Origin of the sequence: Listeria monocytogenes ATCC 19117 (assembly GCF_000307025.1) — a bacterium.
GTDB lineage: Bacteria > Bacillota > Bacilli > Lactobacillales > Listeriaceae > Listeria > Listeria monocytogenes_B.
Window position 1 is genome coordinate 601,597 of the sequence record NC_018584.1, and the last position, 20,293, is coordinate 621,889.

Consider the following 20,293-nt stretch of genomic DNA (forward strand, 5'->3'; position numbering starts at 1 on the left):
CTATTTGTAGAATCGGGTTTTTTTATTATTTACCAGTAATTTGTTTTACAGCATCTTCCATTTGATAAAGTTGAGCAGAGGCACTGTAGTCACTCCATTTAGTATTATCCACTTTGTACACTTGGTTTTTCTTCACAGCTGGAATATCTTTCCAAACACCTTTTAGCATTTCATCCACAGAATCGGTATTGCCATCAGCTGGCATTAAGATAAAGAGACGATCTGCTCCTGCTGCATATTCAGGAATTGCTTCACTAGAAATAGCTTTTGTTTCTTTGTTTGCTTTAGCAGCATCTGTCGGTGTGAAACCTGCGCCGGAGTATAAGCCGTCAAAGACTTTTGCATCGTGCACATAGATTTCTTTGCCATAAAATTGAATTACTGCCGCTTTTTCGTTCGCAACACCAGCATCTTTGAGTGTTGCTTTTGCTTCTTTAGAGCTTGCCGCGTAATCTTTGTCCCATTTTTCTTTTTCTGCTTTTTTATTTAAGAGATTGGCAATGTTCGAAAGTTGTTTGTCCGGAGTATCACCAAAATGCGTGATATAAACAGGAGCCACTTTTTCCAAGTTCTCTAAAAGATCCTTTTGGTAATCACTAATAATAATTAAGTCTGGTTTTAAATTAGCGATTTTTTCAATACTAGGTTTGTCATTACCAACACTTTCGGTCCCTTTTGTTGCCTCAGGGTATGTAGTGATGTAATAATCAGTTGTACCAACAGGTTTAACGCCAAGAATTTCCATTTCACTTACATTTTGAAGTGCGACAATTCTTTTCGGTGTTGTTGGAACTTCTACTTTACGGTCCATTGTATCAGTGACCGTTTTTGTTGCGGATTCCTTTTCTTTGCTTGAGTCTTTATCCGAAGAACTGCCACAAGCGGTTAATACTACTGCTAAAAGCACAGTCATCAAAATAGCAGCCCATTTATGCTTTTGGTACATTGTGTATTTCCTCCCTAATTGAAAATGATTTTCATTATCGTTACAAAAGTAATTATATCGAAAACAGGGAGGATTGACAAGGTGAAATGTAGCACAAAAAATTTTTATGTTTAAAATTGAATACTATCGCCAACCGTAATTGTTGGAAAAATTTCTGGAGAAACAACAATAGCTCCCGGTAAAACTTCATTTTGTCCTGAGCGGAAATAGACGGAAATATGGCCAAGTTCTTCGAGATTTTTGTTTGCGTCTGAGCCGACTTCTTCTATTGTATACGCTTGTTCACCAATGAGTAACGTGTTCCCTTTTGTAAGGGCGTTATTCGGTACATCTTGGAATTCGTGTATAACAGATATTTCGCGTAATTCATTGGTAGCAGTTGGTCCAAATAAGATAACGATTTTTTCTTCTTCAAAAGCGGGGACAAGTGGCCCGATTTCCATAATTTTACTTATAGTCATAGCAAATTCCTCCTAAAATTAATACATACCGATACTGAATACCCATGCGATAACAACAGCAAGGACACCAGTAATCATCCGGCTATAAAGAATAGCTGGAACGCCGAACTGAACCGTTTTTGGCTTAGCTTCTGCAAGAGAGAGTCCTACGGGGATAAAGTCGCAACCAGCTTGAGCATTAATTGCAAATAGTGCTGGTAAGGCGTAAGTAACTGGAATAGCACCAATCGCAATTTGAGAACCAATCAGAACGCCGATTACTTGAGCGATAACTGCTCCAGGACCGAGAATAGGTGAAAGAAATGGCAAACTACAAATAAAAGCAATTAATAACATTCCCCAGAGTGATCCAGCTAAAGGAGAGAGCGTATTCGCAATTAATTTCCCAATCCCAGTGTAATTAATAATACCGATAATCATACTAATAAAAGCCATAAACGGAATAATATTTTTAATAAGCATATCCACAGAATCACGCCCTGCTTGATAGAACACACCCATTGCTTTACCAATGCCACGAGAAAATTTCACAAGGAAACCTTCTTTTAATTGGCTTGCTTCTTCTTGATCTTCTTTAATCTTGGCATAATCTTCTTTGAATTTCTCTCTGTCAAATGGTTTCCCAGGTTCAGTGCTTCTGTCTCGAACTTCAATATCTTCAGGTTTGACGCCAGAAACAAAAATATCTTCTGTAATATGTTTTGCGAGCGGACCTGATGGAGAAGAAGGGAGCACATCGACTGTTGGAATACGTTTCATCGGATAAACACCAATTCTCGCAGTGCCACCACAATCAATAACAACACACATCATTTCTTCTTCTGGAATTGAATTTTTAAAACCATCCACGGCTTCAGCTCCAGATAATTCGGCAATTTTCAGTGCTACAGGATGAATACCACCACCAGTAATAGAAACAACTTTTGTTCTCGGTTCGCTCGGAGTAATATCTAGTCCGACTCCCCAACCGCCTTGACCTTTATTCACATGAATTGATTGATACATTTCATTTGCCTCCTTCTATTTCAGACTTTTTCTTTTCGCATTAAGAATTTCGTAATTGATTCTGTAATCACACCACGCATTAATATAACCACGATTCCAGCTAGGAAGTAACGAACTGCAAGGCTTGACATACTATATCCAGCTTCGACCACACCATTAGCAATGCCTAGATAAACGAATAATTCACCAGCATTCGCATATGGAAATAATCCTGTAACTGGGTGCAAAAACGATACAACGGAGTCATAAAAAGCTGGTTTCTGATGCTCTTTAACAAAACGACCAAATGTATAAGCCATTGGATTTGTTAGCATCAGTACGGATAAAACGGGCATTAAGGTATAGCGCAAAATCATGTTCTTGGCTGAAAATTGGATTGCTCGGTTGACTCGCTCCTCCCCGATAAAGGCGATAATCGAGTAAGTAAAGGTTAAAAGGACAATTAAAAGAGGGACAATTCCTGTCATAAAACTCACAAACTGTTTGCCGCCAGCCTCAAATAGGCCGATAAAGTTTGTTCCAAACCATTCAATATAATTCACTAGGAAACACTCCTTTTTAGTTATTTAAAGCGCTTTCATGCAACTGTTGACTGTTTTAATAATTGCTTTTTCTTGGATTGTATTCTTATTTTTACTACTAAGATCCGTCAATATTTCGGATAAATCTTTATGATGATAGTTGGTGAAAGTCTTGAACTTTGCAAAAACAGTCTTTCCGGTTAAAATTTGGCATTCATGTACAACTCGGTTTTCATTCACTACCAGAATGGCTACAGCACTTGTGCGAAATTTGAGTCGTTCCATTTCGGAATAAAGATAATAACCAGTTTCCCCAGCATATTTATCCGCAACTTTGTTCATATGATGCTGATAATACCTCACTTGGAAAAAAGCAAGACCTGTCTGAGCGATGAAAATGAGGGAAGCAATAAGGACAATATTCATTTACTTTTCCTCCTTAGAGGGTGGGAAGACAAATCACTTCCCACCAAGTTGAAATTATTTATTAAATGTTTCATCTTGCAGTTTTCTAAGTTTCCAAACAGTAGTGGATTCATCTAATGAAACGTCTTCGTCAGTAATAAATGTGCCAGCTTTGATATTTCTGCGGGCTACTACCTCACCGCTAATCAAGCCGATAGGAATATGACCATTCGTTGCCATATCGACGTGAGTTTCCAGTACACCGCGTACACAGAAACCGCCAATGCCATCTAATTTTTCACCGGCAGCTATGTCTTTTTTAGCAACCGCAACCGTTTCAGAAACTGGTGCGCCCATTGGAACAATAGCGTGATCGTGGTTCAACACAGCTTTTGCAATGGTTAGAGGTGTTTCAAGGCTAGCTAGATGATAAGGACGATAAAGAATGTGATGATCCCGGTCGCCTTTTTTCATGAGGTAGCTAAGTTCGTGACTAACGCCTTCGTTTTGCCCTTTGACGATAACGAATACGCCAGGAGCCAAACCGTCTACATATTCTACAACGCCAAATTTGTTTAAAATACCACCTTGGTCTTTTAAGTCTAGATCTTTGATGACCGAATCAACGTCACCTGAAATACCATGCATTCCAACAACGTCTGGGACATAACCAATAGCATTAGAAAGTAAATTCATTTCTGCCATTGTTTTTGTTCCATCTTGGAAAGCAGCTAGCATGTGAGACGCCATATTTTTCCCATCGGCTTCCGCTTGACAGCTATCAGGGTTAGCGCTGATTTTAAGTTTATTATTTTTCCCTTTACCAGCGACAAGGACTTCCATACCCATAGATTTGGAAAATTCGTAAAGTTCAGTTATCGCAGCCGGTTCGTCGCCATCAGAGCCAGTATATACGAGACCAGCGCTGTCATATAGTTTTTTCATTAGTGGTCCGATAGTAATATCAATTTCTACATTAAGTAAAACGAGTTGTTTTTTAGCAAGTAAAGTTTCTAGGGAAATTTTTGCGCCGACTTCTGGAACACCAGTAGCATCAACAATCACTTCTACAAGATCAGAATGAATAATTTCTTTAAAGTCATTAGATAATAGAATTTTTTCTTTTTTTGTTGCTGTGGCATTGTAAGCATCTGCGGCTTTTTGTGCTGCTTCTACATGAATATCGCTAATACCAACGATACTCATACCTGGAATAGCGGCGATTTGCGAAATCATACCGAATCCCATTTGACCAGCGCCGATAACACCAACGCGAATCGGATTATTTTCGTTCTCACGAGCAAGTAACTGTCTATATAAAGTCATTTCAAGTTCCTCCTAGTAATCGTTTTCATTTATTAAAATAAAACTCCGGATAAAGCTATTTTATCCTAACAAATGAATTTTGTAACATTTGTCACCTATAGTGACAAATGTCATATTTCACAAATTAAATATAACACTTTAACATTTTTTCGTCAATGAAATATTAGCTTTTTTTATTTTTTGAGAAATAAAAAAAGCTCATTCCTTTGCGGGAGAGAGCTTTTGGATATTTTAAATTTTATAGTTAGGATTATTTTTTAGTCGTTTTTTTGAAGAATGTATTCGGCCATTCTATCAGTAATCACAATCACATCTATCAATCCGGCATTAAGAGCTGCCACTAATGCTTCTTTTTTTTGTAATCCGTTTGCAAGTGCGACGACGGTGGGGATGTTCTTCAACTCCTCTAGACTAAGACCGATTACATGGGTGTTAATCTCAGTTTTTGCTTCTTTTCCGTCTGCTGTGAAAAAGCGTGAATTAATATCACCGACAACATCTTTATAGCGTAGTTCTTCAATATCTTCAGAATTAATATAGCCGATTTCTTCCATTGTGCTGTGATTATAAGGGCTCGATACACCGACAATAGCCATATCAACCGTTTTTCCTTCTTCTAATACTTCGCTAATATATTTGTTTTTGGATAAATCGGTTTTCATTTCCGTATCTTCAACGAGCGCAGGCGCATACAAATATTTGGAGTGGCATTTCATTTTTTTCTTTAAATCATAACAAATTTGATTGGAATGCAGATCAATATCACTCGAGCCCATTCCACCTATAAGCGGAATAATTGTTAAGTCTTTATGCGGGATGAATGGGAATTCATTAGCAAATTTGCGAATTGTTTTCCCCCATGAAATCCCGAGAGTTTTTACTTTAGCAATCCTTTTACTCAGTGTATAGGCAGCTTCTTTGGCAAGGAAATTCAGTGCTTCTTCCTCAGACATATCGTGCGTTGCAACGACAATCGCTTCCTCTAAACCAAACTTTTCTTCTAATTTTTGTTCTAAATCTACCGTATAGTAAGTTTCATCTTTAATAAAGATTTCCACAATGCCTAAGTCTTTTGCGCGTTGCAAAGTTTTAGAGATAATGGATCTTGAAATCCCGATTTTTTTGGCGATTTGCGCTTGGGTCCAGCCGTAGTGATAGTACCACGTAGCGATTTTCACCATATCTCTTTTTTCTTCCCATTTCATTCTACTTACCTCCATTTACATCATAATGGAACAAAAGTTATACGATGTCACAAATGTTTTTATGCTAATAGTATCATAGAATTTGCTTTATGAAAAGTTGGGGTAGATAGGAACATCGTTTTTGCCGAAAAAGGAGTAATTTTGAAATAGACAGTGTGCATACTATTTATTTGTGACAAAAAAACAAACAACTTTTTTTCTTATTTACGAGGAATTCACCAAATTTTTTTAGAATTATTCTAGAAGAAATATCATTATTCCATCTCTATGGAGAAAATCTGCCAAGCCGCACATGGTAACATAAGTTGAGTTCTCGCCCAACTTATATATCGCTTACTAAATTATTTTAGAAAAGGAGTGGGCTATAGTGGAAAAGTTATTTACATATAAAGAGTTTGTTGACATGATGCAAAAATATGGGATTAGACACACGAAACGCAAGCTAAGACGTGGCGAAAATTTAATGGAGAACGCTTCTAAATTTAGTAATGTTGTTTTACTAATAGATGGTTATATAAGCAGTTATACATATGAATCTCCAGAAAAACTCTTATCTATATTTGAACCAGGTATTTTTCTACGTTATTCCATTTTAGAAGATCAGCCAGAGTTTGTGACAAATATTGCTCTCTCAGATAACTGTGAAGTATACGAATATAAAAAAGAAGATATTGAATATGCATTAACATTATTTCCCGAAAATTTTGGTTTTCAGTATTTCTTTCTAAAGAGAATCGGGCGGCATTTATATTATCGAGCATTACTTAACGGCAAAGAGCATAAAGATAAACTATATTATGCCATGAAATATTTGGGAGAACTCATTGGTAAAACGGATGAAAACGGAAATGTTTCGTTGCCACCAGAAGTGACATTGAAAGTCTTAATTGAATACAGTACTTTATCCAAAGCAGCTTTTTATAGACAACGAATTCACTTATTGGAGCAAGAAATTTTAAAACCGCATGAAAATACTTTTATTGTTCAAAAAAAAGTAGCTAGTCATTATGAAGACCAGCTAACTAGCATTTAAAAGGAGACATAAAAATAATGAAATTTAATTGGAAAGTAGTTCTGCTGTTTGTTTTAATTTTAGCACTTATTGTTCCGGTTTATTCGAAGGCTGTAGAAACAGGAAAAGAGTTACCTAAGAGTCCGGAACTACAAGATGATAAGTCATCTACGTTAAAAAATGTAAATACACCTAAAAATCTGAAAGCTAGCCCGCTAACAATTCCAGCGAATAGCACGATAGCAGATTTGTTTCCCGATGAAGGGATGGCAAAAACTGTCGCAAACCAGCTAGGACGAACAGAAAATAACAATTTTCAAACACCTACTAAAACGGATTGGAAAGTGGATGATGTTGTTACTGAGGTAGAGTTAAATAGAATGTGGTACTTAACTTCAGTTGCTACTATAGGAAGTATCGAAGGCATTCAATATCTACCCAATCTTTACAATGTACAGTTACAGTTTGATGACCAATGTAAGGATTTGTCTCCTTTTTTAAAGGCACCAAATGGATATCCACAGTTATATCGGTTAAATATTAATAATGGTAATATTTCAGATATTTCACCTCTTACTGAACTGAGCGCACCAACACTTAAATATATAGACTTAGCGGGTAATAATATTTCTGATTTATCTCTTTTTAAAAAGCTTCCTAATAAATTACCTAGTTTAGAAGAAATATCTGTAGAAAGAAATAATATATCAGATGTTTCACCGCTTGCTGATTTTGCCAGTACTAAAATAAAGGTGTTTGATTTGGATGATAATCATATTACTGATTTATCTAGTCTTACAAATAACAAAATGCCTAATTTACAGCGATTATATGTTAGGAGCCAAAGTTTCTATGTGGAAACGCCGGTAGTTACTTCTAGTAAGTATGAATTTTCTTTACAACCATCTGTTTTTGGAATAACCAAGCCGGTTAAAATAACTGCTACTAATCCCAAAGCAACTATTGATCCTATTACTTCTAAAATTACATATTCAGCAGAAGTAATGGCCAAAAGACCGAAGTATAGCTCTAATCGGGTTTCTGGGGTTTCAGGAGTTACCTATTCGTGGGACGAGGACATTCCGTTTAATGGTAGCAATAATCTAGTTGAATACAATGGTACGTTTTACAAGCCATTAACTTATGTTGAACCGCCCCAAGTTGTGTCTTACAATTCAGGCCTTACTTATGAGCTAGGTACACCACTTACGGAACAACAATTTCTAAACGATCTCAATGTGATAACAGATCAACCAACAACGATTACTACAAATTTTGATAAGGTGCTAAAAGATGTGAATTCTGTAGGCTTTTACCCTGTCACTATCAAAGCTTCTAACATAGAAGGAAATACGGAGTTCACTACTTCGGTACTGATTAAGTATAAGCCACCAGTTATAACCGCAGATGCAGAATACACCTATTTAGTAGGAGATAAAGTGAATGCTACTCAATTTCGAGCAGATGTAAATGCAACTTTGACAGGTGAAGGAACACTAAGAGATGACTTTATATATAAAGTAAGACTTAATACGGCGGGAGATTATGTTGTAACTCTTTCTTCACCTAAAAGTGGCTACTATGAGCAAGATGCAATACCTGTTACAGTCATTGTTCACGTAAAAGAACTTTTGGAATTGCAAATCCCAGATGAATTTCGAATGGATATAGATGCAAATGCAGATTCCGTACCAATTTCAGATAAGAAACAAACACTTACATGCTATGGTTCGTCTGGAAAGGCTGAGTTAGAGGTGATCGATAGACGAACTGTGCGGCAAGGCTGGACGATAACGGGTGCGATGACGCCATTTACCAATAGCGGCGGCGATATACTACAAACTTCGCTAAAATATCAAAGCAAATCGCCTTCCAGTAGTCCGATTTATTTAAATACGACGAATCAACCTATCGAAAAGAAACAATCAGCTGTGACAGACCCAAAATATGATTCTACCATCGTCAATCTGGAAGACAGTTTATCCATGGAAATTGAGCCAAATGATGCGCTAGTGAACGATTCCTATGAGTCGAAAATCACCTGGACACTAGAAGATGCGCCTCGACCATAATAAGCAATCAGCTACATCAAACAAAAGGAGCTATCTAAATTGAAAAAAATGGGATTCATTTTAATCTGTTGTTTATTTGTGTGCGCCTCGCCGTTTTATGTAAAAGCGAATACGGATAAGGCGACAAGTAAAGCGGGAGTGATTTTCACGCATGACCCCCGAAAACCAAGAACTGGAACAGATGACAGAAGCGGCACTTTTCCGACCAAAGTTCCTCCAAAAAGACTGCCGAAAACAGGAGATACAACTGATTTTTATCTTGTTTTACTAGGGTTTGGATTCATTTTAATCGCGAAAAAAGGCTATTTTAAGGAGGTGAGGGAAGAAATCCGGTGAAACTGCACGACAAAAAAAGGATATCAGAAAGAGGAGAATAATAATGACAAGTAGAACAGTAAAAGTAACAACAGCGAGTTTATTAGCATTAGGTTTGATTGTGGCACCAGTACTTTCTGGAGATTTTGCTTCAGCTGCCACTTCCGTAACGAAAGATTCCAAAGGGATTGTAAAATTTGATAAAAGCACCACGCCAGATCCGGATCCAGTAAATCCAGATCCAGTTGATCCAGACCCAGTTATTCCGGATCCAACTGATCCACCCGTAGGTACAGACGGACTTTGGATTTTAGCCGTATCTGACTGGGATTTTGGTACGCATAACGTTTCTAGCTTATCTTCAGGTGCGTTAAATGTACATGCAGCGGATGATACGATTTCTACTTATGTAGACGCAAATGGTAATGGACAACAAGATTTGCCAGGGGAAGTTTCAGTAACTAAGAAAGTAACTCCTTATGCACAAATTAGTGATGTTCGTGGTACTAATACAGGTTGGACACTTTCCGTGACGGGTAGTGCTTTCAAAGATTCTTCTACACCAGCAAAAATGATTCCAGGTGCAGAGCTAACTATTCCCAAATCGACTGTTAGTTCAGCGACTTCTACCGCTCAAGCGCCAACTGGATATGATAGCGTAACAATTTCAATGACTGGCGGCGCAGCAGTTCCAGTAATGGCAGCTAAAGATATGCAAACAGCTACACCGACCAACTTTAACGATGACCAGGGGATGGGCACATGGACAGATAGCTTTGGTTCCCAAGCAGTGTCCGCAACAGATACTTCCAAACCAAAATTATCCATTCCGAAAAACGTCGTTGTCGCTGATGGAACTTATCAAAGTACATTAACTTGGACTTTAAGCGATACACCAGCAGTTTAACATTTTTAAGAGAAAACTTCATTTTTGGATGTTGTTTTCTCTTTTTACATTGAGCAATTAGGAGGAAAGAGACACTTGAAAAAAATATGCGCTATCATCTTTGCTTGTGTACTAGCTATTCTTTGTTTTCCAGGACAGCAGGCGTACGCAACAGAAAATAGTAGTTTTTCCGTAAAAGCAATTCTCCCTGACAATCAGGCATCTAGTGTGACCTATTTCGATTTACAAATGAAACCAAAGCAAAAACAAAGTTTAAATGTAGAAATTACGAACCAGAGTAAAGAAGAAATCACCGTTAATTGCGTTGCCAATACAGCCGTTACCAATGAGATGGGCTACGTGGATTATTCCATACCAAATACGAAACCAGATAAAACGTTAAAATACCCCTTTGCAGATATGGTGAAGGAAAGTGTCTCTGAGGTTACACTTAAGCCAAACGAAACCAAAATTTGGACAGCGGCTATTCAAATGCCCGCTGAAAACTACGACGGTATTATTTTAGGAGGATTACATTTTCAAGAAAAGAAAGAGGAGGATAAAGAAAAAGACTCCAGCGAAAACGATGTCCAAATTAAAAATGAATACGCCTACGTCATTGGTGTCAAATTAACCGAAAAAACGACCGTCGTAAAGCCAGAATTAGAATTAAATCAAATTAAACCAGCGACCAGAAATTACCGAAATGTAGTAGAAATGAATTTGCAAAATACAAAAGCGACCTTAGTTGGTGGACTGGCCGTGGATGCAAAAATATATAAGAAAGGCAGCGAAAAAGTTTTACATGAATCAAAACGCACAGATTTATCCATGGCGCCAAATTCCAATTTTAATTATAGTGTAGATTGGGAAAATCAAGAGTTAAAACCAGGTAAATATAAAGTGCATTTAGTTGCTAAGAACAAAGAAGATAAATGGGAGTGGACAAAAGAATTCACTATCTCTTCTGATCAAGCAAAAAAAGCCAATAAAGTAGCTCTTGGACTGGAGAAAGACTACACGTGGATGTATATCGTAGGTGGAGTATTGCTTTTCATTCTTCTTATTATCGCAACTTACTTTGTCGGCAAACGAGCAGCAAAGAAAAAACAGGAAAATGAAAAATAGCCTAACGAAAAAACAGCTTGAAAATGAGAATTTACCTCGTTTTCAAGCTGTTTTTATTATTTTTCGATTTTTTCTGTTTCTACGACACGAAGTCCTTTGCGTTCTAAGTGGGAAACAATTTCGTTTTTCTTATCTTCTGTTACGCCAACTGGTAAGGAAACAAGTACGCGGCGAATGAAATCTTCCGTTTGATTGTCTAAAGTGATCAAGCTTGAGATGCTCGAATAGCGATCGATAATTTTAGTGATTTTAGTTAAGGCCCCTTGAACTTCGCCAGTCGCAATCGTAAGAACATAGCTAGTTGTTTTCACATTCCAGCCATCTTGGAGTAAACCAAGTAATTTTCCGTGCGTTAAAATTCCATAAAAGTTACCTTGCTCATTTAAAACCGCAATATATGGAAGCTCTTTGATTGTAAAAAAGACTTCAAAGAAAGATGCATTGACGCAAATATGCTTCGTCGCATTTTTAATTAAGCTCATTACTGGGTCGCTAAGACTACCACCGTTAGCTGCGTGTTTGTAAATATGCATTTTATAAATATTACCTAAGAATTTTTCACCTTTTTCATCTAATACAGGAACACAGCGATAACCAGATTCTTCAAGTAAATGGATAGCCTCTTGTAAAGTTGCATCTCCAGGGACGGTTGTTAAATTTATTTTAGGGATACAAAGGTTTTTTATCAACATGTTCTTCACTCCATTCTTCTTCCCTTTCATTTTAACGTAAAGTAGGACTTTTGTATAGAAAATCACTATTATCAGGTGGGATAATTCGGAAAAAATACGATAATTTACTTATATAAATGGAAACTTTTGGCATAAGGTTTAAATTTTCTAAAAAAAGTGTATTATTAACTATGCTATGTAAATTTATAAACAGAAAGAAGGACGTTAACATGCAAAAAGAAATGTTGAACTTTGATTATTATAACCCTACGCATATTATTTTTGGTAAAAACCGTTTTAATGAATTAAATGAAGTGATTCCTCAAGATAAAAAAGTATTGATTTTGTATGGTGGTGGAAGTGTAGAACGTTTTGGAACTTTAGATAAAGTAAAAACCGCTCTTAAATCACGCGAAGTAGGCGAATTTGGTGGCATTGAAGCGAATCCTACATACGAAACGTTAATTAAAGCTATCCAACTAGTTAAAGAAGAAAACTATGACTTTTTACTTGCAGTCGGTGGAGGGTCAGTGATTGACGGAACAAAATTCGTTGCAGCGGGAGCATTGTTCGACGGTGAACCGATGGATATTTTTGGTAGCGGAATTGGCGAAAAACGTCCGATTACAAAAGCGCTTCCTTTTGGAACAGTACTAACACTTCCTGCAACTGGTTCTGAAATGAATAGCGGTGGTGTAATCACTTTTGTGGAGAAGAAAGCGAAACTTGGCTTTGGTAGTGCTTATACTTATCCTGTTTTTTCTTTACTTGATCCAGAACTTACATACACACTTCCAAAACGTCAACTTGCAAATGGTATTATGGACGCGTATGTGCATGTAATGGAACAATATATGACTTATCCAGTAGGTGCTTTGCTGCAAGATCGTTATGCCGAAAGTCTACTACAAACTTTAATCGAAATTGGTCCAGATGTTATCAAAGAAGATAATCATGATTATAATACACGTGCTACTTTTATGTGGTCAGCTACAAATGCACTCAATGGAACATTATCCAGAGGCGTTCCGCAAGATTGGGCAAGCCACAGTTTAGGTCACGAAATCACCGCACTTTATGGGATTGACCATGCACGTACGTTAGCAATAGTTCTCCCGTCTCTTTTAAATGTTCGTCGCAGTGAAAAGCATGAGAAATTAGTGCAATATGCGGAACGAGTGTGGGGGATTAAGAGTGGTAGTGATGAAGAAAAAATAGACGCTGCTATTCTCAAAACACGCGAGTTCTTTGAAAGCTTAGGAGCAGGAACTAGATTTAGTGATTATGGGCTTGGCGAGGAAGTAGTGGACTTACTCGTTGATCAATTAGAGCGTCACGGTTTAACGAATATTTCAGAACGCGGCGACCAAACGTTAGAAGTATCTCGTCAAATTTATACAAATGCTTTATAATGGATAACGAAACTTTTGCGCAAATCATTAGAGAAGAAATTTGCTTACTTAAATAAAAATCAATAGAAAATGAAAGAGGGCGAAATTTCTTGAGTACCAAGAAGGAAAAGACGTTTTTCGGCCATCCGCGCGGCCTAGCTACATTATTTAACACCGAATTTTGGGAGCGATTCTCCTATTACGGAATGCGTGCATTATTACTTTATTATATGTATACTGCAGTAGCAGATGGTGGACTTGGGTTTAGCCAGTCTACCGCAACAGCAATTATGTCTATTTATGGTTCACTAGTATTTATGTCAGGAGTCATTGGTGGATGGTTCGCTGACCGTGTCTTGGGGGCACGACAGACCATTTTTTACGGTGGAGTCCTTATTATGGTGGGGCATATTGTACTAGCTTTACCAAATGGAGGAGCAGCGGCATTATTTGGTTCGATGGCATTTATAATTCTCGGAACTGGGCTACTTAAACCGAATGTTTCTAATGTCGTTGGCGATTTATACCCAGCTGGCGATAATCGTCGTGATGCTGGTTTTAGTATCTTCTACATGGGGATTAACTTAGGTGCATTTATTGCCCCGCCTATTGTTTCGGCAGTTTCTGATAATGCTGGAAGTTTCCATGCTGGTTTTGGTGTGGCAGCTGTTGGTATGGCAATTGCACTTGTTGTTTATGTTCTTACAGGAAAACGTTACTTAAAAGACGCTGGCAAAAAAGCGCCAAATCCGCTTCAAAGATCAGAAGCAAAAAGTCTTACATTCAAAATAATTGGCATTGTTTTAGGCATAGGATTATTAATTGCTGTTTTAACACTAATTACAGGTAGCTTAACAATTGATACGATTATCCTTGCTGTAACGGTGATGGGCGTGGGGGTTCCACTCGCTTACTTTATTATGATGATGACTAGCAAGAAAACCGAGGCGGACGAAAAATCACGATTAACTGCATACATACCGTTATTTTTAATTGCTGTACTATTTTGGATGATTGAAGAACAAGGCTCGTCCACATTGGCGCTTTTCGCGGCAGAAAGAACGGATTTATCTATTTGGGGTATGAACTTAAATCCGGCCAATTTCCAGTCGCTTAACCCAGTGTTTGTTATTACACTTTCGCCAATTTTCGCATGGATTTGGACGAAACTTGGTGATAGACAACCATCTACACCACGTAAATTTGCCCTTGGACTATTCTTCGCTGGTTTATCTTTCGTTGTTATGATGCTTCCGGGTATCTTGCACGGAAACACAACAACGCTTGTAAGTCCACTTTGGTTAGTACTAAGTTTCTTCATCTGTATTTTCGGTGAAATGTTTATCTCACCAGTCGGATTATCTGCGACGACCAAACTAGCGCCAAAAGCTTTTGCTTCACAAACGATGAGCTTATGGTTCTTGTCAGATGCAATGGGGCAATCATTTAACGCACAATTAACACAATTATTTAATGCTGACACTGAAATTGCTTATTTCGGTATTACTGGTTTTGTAGCAATTGCTTTTGCGGTAGCATTATTCATTTTCGCGCCATTCTTGAAAAAATATATGAAGGGCGTTCATTAAAGGAATTAAGCGCACTTTCTCCTTATTTGGAGGAAGTGTTTTTTTATGCTAGGAATAAATTAGTTTGCCATTAACTCCTAAGATTGCTACTATTAAAGGGAGAAGTGATAATTTAAAGGAGTGTATACATGGAATCATCAAGCAGGGTAGTTATTTATTTAACGCGACATGGAAAGACGATTTTAAACACACTTGATCGGGTACAAGGCTGGGCTGACTCGCCGTTAACCGAAGAAGGAGCACTTGTTGCGCATGATTTAGGTCGTGGTTTAAAAGGGACTAATTTTGTAGCCGCTTACGCAAGTGACCGAGGACGTGCCATCGAAACTGCACGAATTGTCATGAAAGAAAGCGATAACCATCATTTAAAACTAGAAAAATTAGCTGAAATGCGTGAATTTGGCTTTGGCAAATTTGAAGGAGAATATAATCAAGCTGTTTTAAAAATGGTAGCAAAGGCGCATGGTTTTGAATCTATTGAAAGCTATTATGATAAAACTTCTGAAAATAATTCCAATATTGTCATTGATACGGTGCACAAAATGGACGAGACTGGAATGACGGAAAACTCGGTTATTTTTGAAGAAAGACTAACTGCGGGACTCGATACTATTCTTGCCGATGCTAATAAGCGTGGTGGTGGAGATGTGTTAGTAGTAGCGCACGGTATGGTTATTCATCGCATTATTGAAATGATTGATCCTAGTAAAAATTTACGAATTATTGAAAATGCCAGTGTGACAAAAGTTATTTTTGAAGATGGAGCATATTCGATTGAAGAACCTGGAAACATGTTTTATGTAGAAGTTGGAAAAAAGGCGCAAGGGGGAGTTTAAGTGGCAACAGGAAAACTGAATGTGTACTTAGTTAGGCATGGCAAAACGATGTTCAATACATCTCGTCGTGTGCAAGGCTGGTCAGATACACCATTAACAAATGAAGGAATCGAAGTGGCAGAATTTTTAGGTCGTGGCCTTCGTGAAACTCCCTTTGATGCTATTTATACGAGTGATCGTGGTCGAACAATTGAAACGGCAGGCATCATTTTACGTGAAAGCAAGCAGACGCATTTGGAAATCAATGAACTACGTGATTTCCGTGAGTTTGGTTTTGGTAAATTTGAAGGTGAGTATGAAGATATTATGTTTGGAAAAGTGATGGAGCATCTTGGTTTCCAGTCGATGGAAGAAGCTTTTGAAAAATTTGGCGATGATGGTTATCAAATTATCTCGGAAACTGTAGAAAAAATTGATGAAACTGGTATGTCCGAGAATTGGGATGAGATGGTTGCTAGATTAAAAAATGCTTTAGATACAGTTAGTGCAGAAAATCAGGTGGAAAATGCCAACGTTTTAGTTGTTTCTCACGGAATGGCTATTAATACGATTATTTCTTTCTTTGATAAGTCATTAATTAATCCAGACTTAGCTAATGCAAGTGTTACAAGACTTGGATTTGAAAATGGCGAATGGACAATTGAGACAGTGAATGATTTAAGTTACATTGAAGCAGGTAAATTAGTTTTAGTATAAAAAATCCAGAATGGCACTGAGGCCATTCTGGATTTTTTAAGTTATTTTACGAATTTAATACAAACTGGTTCAGGAACTTTTACATCTTTTTGAAGTAATGTAAGTGCACCAGTTTCTTTGTTAACACCAAAAACAGTAACGTTATTGCTGTTTTCGTTTGTTGCAACTAAGATTTCGCCAGTGTAGCTCAGGTCGAAGTCACGTGGACCTACGCCTTCTACTGGTGTTGTTGCTGCAAGTGTTAGTGTGCCGTTTTCGGCAACTGCATAACTAACGATGGCATCTTGGCCACGATTTGACACATATAGGAAACGACCATCAGGAGAAATATGGATAGCGCTACCTTTATTTTCTTTGTCAAAACCTTCTGGAAGAGAAGCGATTGTTTGAATCACGTTTAATGCGCCAGTAGCTTCATCATATTCAGCAAAAATAACTTCGGAAGTTAATTCTGTCATGATGTACACATATTTAGCATTTGGATGGAAGACTAGGTTACGAGGACCGCTTCCAGGTTTTACGTCTAGCTCAGTTACTTTTTCAAGTTTGCCAGCAGTAGCGGAATAAGTCGTTACTTTGTCTGTTCCAAGGTCACATGTGATAACGTATTTTTGGTCTGGTGTGAATCCTGCAAAGTGCGCGTGTGGTTTTTCTTGGCGTTCGTGAACACTTTTACCAGTATGTTGAATGGTAGAGACAGAAGACTTTAATGCACCGTTTTCTGTTGGATAGCTTACGATTGTGCCTAAGTGATAGTTTGCAGATACAACGATAGAACCGTCATGAGAGGCATCTACGTAACATGGTGGGTTACCTGTTTGAACATCTTGATTAATGAAAGTAAGCGAACCGTCTTCTTCCACAGAAAAAGCTGCAACCCCACCTTTATCGCCATCTTTTGCTACAGAATAAACGAATTTTTCGTCATCTGAAATTTTAAGATATGTTGGATTGTCCATTTTCCCAGCTAATTTATTTTCTTTGATTTCGCCGGTAGTTTTGTCGATTACTAAGCGATAGATACCTTGGCTCTCGGCTTTGGTATATGTACCGATATAAGCAGTTGCTTGATTTTTTGACATGCCAATTCCTCCTATATATAAGATATTTCCTAGTTAATTATAGCATAGTAAAGAAAAGATAGAAAAATATCACGATTATTGCATTAATGTTACAAATTGTTGTTAAAATACCCTTTTTGCTTTTTATGAAATATTTTTGTAACAAAAGTATTGACTTAGACATAAAAGTAATGTAAGATATACTTATCCCATAGAGATTGTCATTTGAAATAAGCTAATTGAAAATAAATTACTTCCCCCATAGAAATATTCTTAATTGCTTATTTCAAATAAACACTCCTTTAAGATAGTTGTAGCACAGAATTTCCCAGATTCTGTGCTATAATTATGTAGAAATAGAGATGCTCTGAAAATGAGACTCTCTTTTTTTATGACCTCATGGAAAGTAGGATGAAAAAATGTCCATTCAAACAATTTTTGGAAACGGCAAATATAATTGGATTAATATTGATACAGATAGTACAGATAATCTAGCGGATTTTTACGAAAAATATCATATTGATGATGAAGTAATCGCCTATTCGATTGATAGAAATGAACGTGCGCATTTTGAATATGATCAAAAGTCCAATACTTTTGTCATTGTGTTTAATGTGCCTGATCAAAGGAAAATGGATAACCATTATGAGACAATACCAATGGTTTTTATAATAAAAGATAAGCAATTGATAACAATTACAAATAATGACAATCAATATATTACACGAAAAATGAAGCGTTATTTAAAAGAATCAGATGACGTAACTATTTTTCAATTTTTATTTAGTAGTTTGTATTTTATTATGGATGCTTTTTTTCCATATGTGGAAGAAATGGATACGGATAGAAGAACGATTAATGACAAATTGAAAATTAAAACGACGAAGAAAAATTTATTGTCATTATCTGATTTGGAAACTGGGATTGTTTATTTTGTTTCGGCATCTAAGCAAAATGCGGCGCTTCTGGAGCAAATGAAAGCCCATCTGATTTATCGTGAGCTTAATGAAGTGGAAAAGGAACAATTTGAAGATGCTTTAATTGAAGCGAGGCAACTGGTGGAAATGACGGGGCTGAGCTCTCAAATCTTACAGCAATTGTCAGGTACATATAATAATATTTTGAACAATAATTTGAATGATACGATGAAAATTTTAACGGCGCTATCCATTTTATTGACGGTTCCTACTATTATTACGGGCTTCTTTGGAATGAACATGCCACTTCCTTTAGAACATAATACGTTTGGTTGGATTGTGACGATTTTTATTAGTGTGATTCTATGGTTCGGACTTTCCTTTATTTTACGAAAATTAATGAGATAACAAAAAAGCCCTTCTTTCGGATAGAAAGAAGGGCTTTTTGAATTAAATAATACCTTGAGAAATCATTGTGTCTGCTACTTTGAGGAATCCGGCGATATTTGCGCCGATAACTAGGTTACCAGGTGCGCCATACTCGCTTGCAGCATTGCTTGAATTTTTATAAATATCTTTCATGATGTTTTGTAAATGTTCGTCGACTGTTTGGAAAGTCCAGCTCATACGTGTGCTGTTTTGTGCCATTTCAAGTGCTGATACGGCAACACCACCAGCATTGGCAGCTTTTGCAGGACCGAATAGAACTTTATTTTCGTGGTAAATATCCACTGCATCAAGAGTAGAAGGCATGTTTGCGCCTTCTGCAACAGCGATAACACCATTTTTTACAAGGGCACGAGCTTGGTCAGCGTTGATTTCATTTTGAGTTGCACATGGTAGTGCGATATCACATGGAACGGACCATACGTCGCCGCCTGCGTAATATTCTGCAGAAGGATGAATGGTTGTGTATTCGCTAATACGTTTACGTTCTACTTCTTTTAATTGTTTTACTGTTTCAACTTTGATACCTTCTTTGTCATAAACAAAACCAGCAGAATCGCTACATGCAACTACTTTAGCGCCCAATTCGTGTGCTTTTTCGATTGCATAAATCGCAACGTTACCTGAACCAGAAACGACGATTTTTTTGCCGCGAATGGTTTCACCAGCTGCTTCTAACATTTCAACGGTGAAATAAACAAGACCGTATCCTGTAGCTTCTGTACGAGCTAAACTTCCGCCGTAAGAAAGGCCTTTACCTGTAATTGTACCGGCATCATACGCACCGCGAAGACGTTTGTATTGACCGAATAAGTAGCCAATTTCACGACCACCAACACCAATATCACCAGCAGGAACATCTGTATCTGGACCGATATGTTTTTGTAGTTCAGTCATAAAACTTTGGCAGAAACGCATTACTTCTGAGTCTGATTTTCCTTTTGGATCAAAGTCAGAGCCACCTTTACCGCCACCGATTGGTAAGCCAGTTAGGGAGTTCTTGAAGATTTGTTCAAAACCGAGGAATTTGACGATGCTTCCAGTAACGGAAGGGTGGAAACGAAGACCGCCTTTATATGGACCAATTGCGCTATTGAATTGGACACGGTAACCGCGATTTACATGTACTGTGCCAGAATCATCCACCCATGGAACTCGGAAACTGATAAGGCGTTCGGGTTCTGTTAACTGTTCTAAAATACCATTTGCTTCGTATTTAGGTTCTTTTGCAAGGGCTGGGATAACAGAGTTTAAGAATTCTTCAACTGCTTGGTGGAATTCCGTTTCGCCAGGATTCCGTAGTTTAATTGTTTCAAACACGCGAGCTGCGTATTCTTCGGCTGCCTTTGTGTCATTTTGAATAGTGGATGTTTGTGCCATACTATAATCGCTCCTTGTTTAAA

Annotated in this window: 20 protein-coding genes; 10 read left to right on the plus strand and 10 right to left on the minus strand. The window is 37.5% G+C overall.

The genetic code is table 11. From position 1 onward, the window contains the following. Positions 1 to 25: 25 nt before the first annotated feature. From LMOATCC19117_RS02915 to LMOATCC19117_RS02945, 7 genes are all read right to left on the minus strand, one after another. On the minus strand, positions 26 to 946 hold the full coding sequence (locus tag LMOATCC19117_RS02915; protein ID WP_003725445.1) for an ABC transporter substrate-binding protein: 921 nt from the start codon (positions 944 to 946) through the stop codon (positions 26 to 28). Between the two features lie 110 nt (positions 947 to 1,056). Beyond that, positions 1,057 to 1,407: a PTS glucitol/sorbitol transporter subunit IIA gene (locus tag LMOATCC19117_RS02920; RefSeq protein ID WP_003725446.1), complete on the minus strand. Its 351-nt coding sequence runs from the start codon at positions 1,405 to 1,407 to the stop codon at positions 1,057 to 1,059. Positions 1,408 to 1,425: 18 nt separating this feature from the next. Then, complete coding sequence (locus LMOATCC19117_RS02925; RefSeq protein ID WP_003725447.1) at positions 1,426 to 2,412, minus strand: PTS glucitol/sorbitol transporter subunit IIB; 987 nt, start codon at positions 2,410 to 2,412, stop codon at positions 1,426 to 1,428. Between the two features lie 20 nt (positions 2,413 to 2,432). Continuing rightward, complete coding sequence (locus LMOATCC19117_RS02930) at positions 2,433 to 2,954, minus strand: PTS glucitol/sorbitol transporter subunit IIC (RefSeq protein ID WP_003725448.1); 522 nt, start codon at positions 2,952 to 2,954, stop codon at positions 2,433 to 2,435. Positions 2,955 to 2,978: 24 nt separating this feature from the next. Beyond that, entirely contained in the window at positions 2,979 to 3,359 is a 381-nt protein-coding gene (locus LMOATCC19117_RS02935) for a transcriptional regulator GutM (RefSeq protein ID WP_003734921.1), read from the minus strand. A gap of 54 nt (positions 3,360 to 3,413) precedes the next feature. Further along, the gene (locus tag LMOATCC19117_RS02940) at positions 3,414 to 4,664 is read right to left on the minus strand and encodes an NAD(P)H-dependent oxidoreductase (protein ID WP_003725450.1); all 1,251 of its coding nucleotides are present in this window, start codon (positions 4,662 to 4,664) and stop codon (positions 3,414 to 3,416) included. 257 nt (positions 4,665 to 4,921) lie between these two features. Further along, positions 4,922 to 5,869, minus strand: coding sequence for a sugar-binding transcriptional regulator (locus LMOATCC19117_RS02945; RefSeq protein WP_003721341.1), 948 nt, complete (start codon positions 5,867 to 5,869; stop codon positions 4,922 to 4,924). A gap of 367 nt (positions 5,870 to 6,236) precedes the next feature. Here LMOATCC19117_RS02945 and LMOATCC19117_RS02950 point away from each other — a divergent pair, with 367 nt between their 5' ends. The 5 genes from LMOATCC19117_RS02950 (at position 6,237) to LMOATCC19117_RS02970 (ending at position 11,282) form a co-directional block, all read left to right on the plus strand. Further along, positions 6,237 to 6,902, plus strand: coding sequence for a Crp/Fnr family transcriptional regulator (locus tag LMOATCC19117_RS02950; protein ID WP_003727282.1), 666 nt, complete (start codon positions 6,237 to 6,239; stop codon positions 6,900 to 6,902). A 17-nt stretch (positions 6,903 to 6,919) separates the two neighbouring features. Then, positions 6,920 to 8,953 carry a leucine-rich repeat domain-containing protein gene (locus tag LMOATCC19117_RS02955; protein WP_003734920.1) on the plus strand — a complete coding sequence of 678 codons (2,034 nt, stop codon included), beginning with the start codon at positions 6,920 to 6,922 and terminating at the stop codon, positions 8,951 to 8,953. A gap of 39 nt (positions 8,954 to 8,992) precedes the next feature. Then, complete coding sequence (locus LMOATCC19117_RS02960) at positions 8,993 to 9,289, plus strand: LPXTG cell wall anchor domain-containing protein (RefSeq protein WP_003727280.1); 297 nt, start codon at positions 8,993 to 8,995, stop codon at positions 9,287 to 9,289. 43 nt (positions 9,290 to 9,332) lie between these two features. Beyond that, entirely contained in the window at positions 9,333 to 10,175 is an 843-nt protein-coding gene (locus tag LMOATCC19117_RS02965) for a WxL domain-containing protein (protein ID WP_003727279.1), read from the plus strand. A 75-nt stretch (positions 10,176 to 10,250) separates the two neighbouring features. After that, the gene (locus tag LMOATCC19117_RS02970; protein ID WP_003725454.1) at positions 10,251 to 11,282 is read left to right on the plus strand and encodes a DUF916 and DUF3324 domain-containing protein; all 1,032 of its coding nucleotides are present in this window, start codon (positions 10,251 to 10,253) and stop codon (positions 11,280 to 11,282) included. Positions 11,283 to 11,338: 56 nt separating this feature from the next. Here the strand turns inward: LMOATCC19117_RS02970 and cbpA are convergent, their stop codons facing one another. After that, positions 11,339 to 11,974 (minus strand): cyclic di-AMP binding protein CbpA, encoded by a 636-nt coding sequence (gene cbpA, locus LMOATCC19117_RS02975; protein ID WP_003725455.1) that lies wholly within the window; start codon positions 11,972 to 11,974, stop codon positions 11,339 to 11,341. A gap of 209 nt (positions 11,975 to 12,183) precedes the next feature. Between cbpA and LMOATCC19117_RS02980 the strand changes: the two genes are divergently transcribed. The 4 genes from LMOATCC19117_RS02980 (at position 12,184) to LMOATCC19117_RS02995 (ending at position 16,465) form a co-directional block, all read left to right on the plus strand. Further along, positions 12,184 to 13,365, plus strand: coding sequence for an iron-containing alcohol dehydrogenase (locus LMOATCC19117_RS02980; RefSeq protein WP_003727278.1), 1,182 nt, complete (start codon positions 12,184 to 12,186; stop codon positions 13,363 to 13,365). A gap of 89 nt (positions 13,366 to 13,454) precedes the next feature. Then, positions 13,455 to 14,933, plus strand: a complete 1,479-nt coding sequence (locus LMOATCC19117_RS02985) for a peptide MFS transporter (protein ID WP_003727277.1) — start codon at positions 13,455 to 13,457, stop codon at positions 14,931 to 14,933. A gap of 128 nt (positions 14,934 to 15,061) precedes the next feature. Further along, positions 15,062 to 15,769 (plus strand): histidine phosphatase family protein, encoded by a 708-nt coding sequence (locus LMOATCC19117_RS02990; RefSeq protein ID WP_003734919.1) that lies wholly within the window; start codon positions 15,062 to 15,064, stop codon positions 15,767 to 15,769. Further along, a complete protein-coding gene (locus LMOATCC19117_RS02995; RefSeq protein ID WP_003734918.1) occupies positions 15,770 to 16,465 on the plus strand; it encodes a histidine phosphatase family protein in 696 nt (231 codons plus the stop codon). It begins immediately after the preceding gene. Positions 16,466 to 16,506: 41 nt separating this feature from the next. Here LMOATCC19117_RS02995 and LMOATCC19117_RS03000 read toward each other — a convergent pair whose 3' ends face one another. Beyond that, positions 16,507 to 17,547 carry a lactonase family protein gene (locus LMOATCC19117_RS03000; RefSeq protein WP_003734476.1) on the minus strand — a complete coding sequence of 347 codons (1,041 nt, stop codon included), beginning with the start codon at positions 17,545 to 17,547 and terminating at the stop codon, positions 16,507 to 16,509. 398 nt (positions 17,548 to 17,945) lie between these two features. On the opposite strand from LMOATCC19117_RS03000, the gene LMOATCC19117_RS03005 reads away from it, so the two are divergent. Next, positions 17,946 to 18,851, plus strand: coding sequence for a magnesium transporter CorA family protein (locus LMOATCC19117_RS03005; RefSeq protein WP_003727274.1), 906 nt, complete (start codon positions 17,946 to 17,948; stop codon positions 18,849 to 18,851). Positions 18,852 to 18,893: 42 nt separating this feature from the next. Here the strand turns inward: LMOATCC19117_RS03005 and gdhA are convergent, their stop codons facing one another. Further along, positions 18,894 to 20,270 carry an NADP-specific glutamate dehydrogenase gene (gene gdhA / locus LMOATCC19117_RS03010; protein ID WP_003725462.1) on the minus strand — a complete coding sequence of 459 codons (1,377 nt, stop codon included), beginning with the start codon at positions 20,268 to 20,270 and terminating at the stop codon, positions 18,894 to 18,896. Between the last annotated feature and the right edge of the window lie 23 nt (positions 20,271 to 20,293).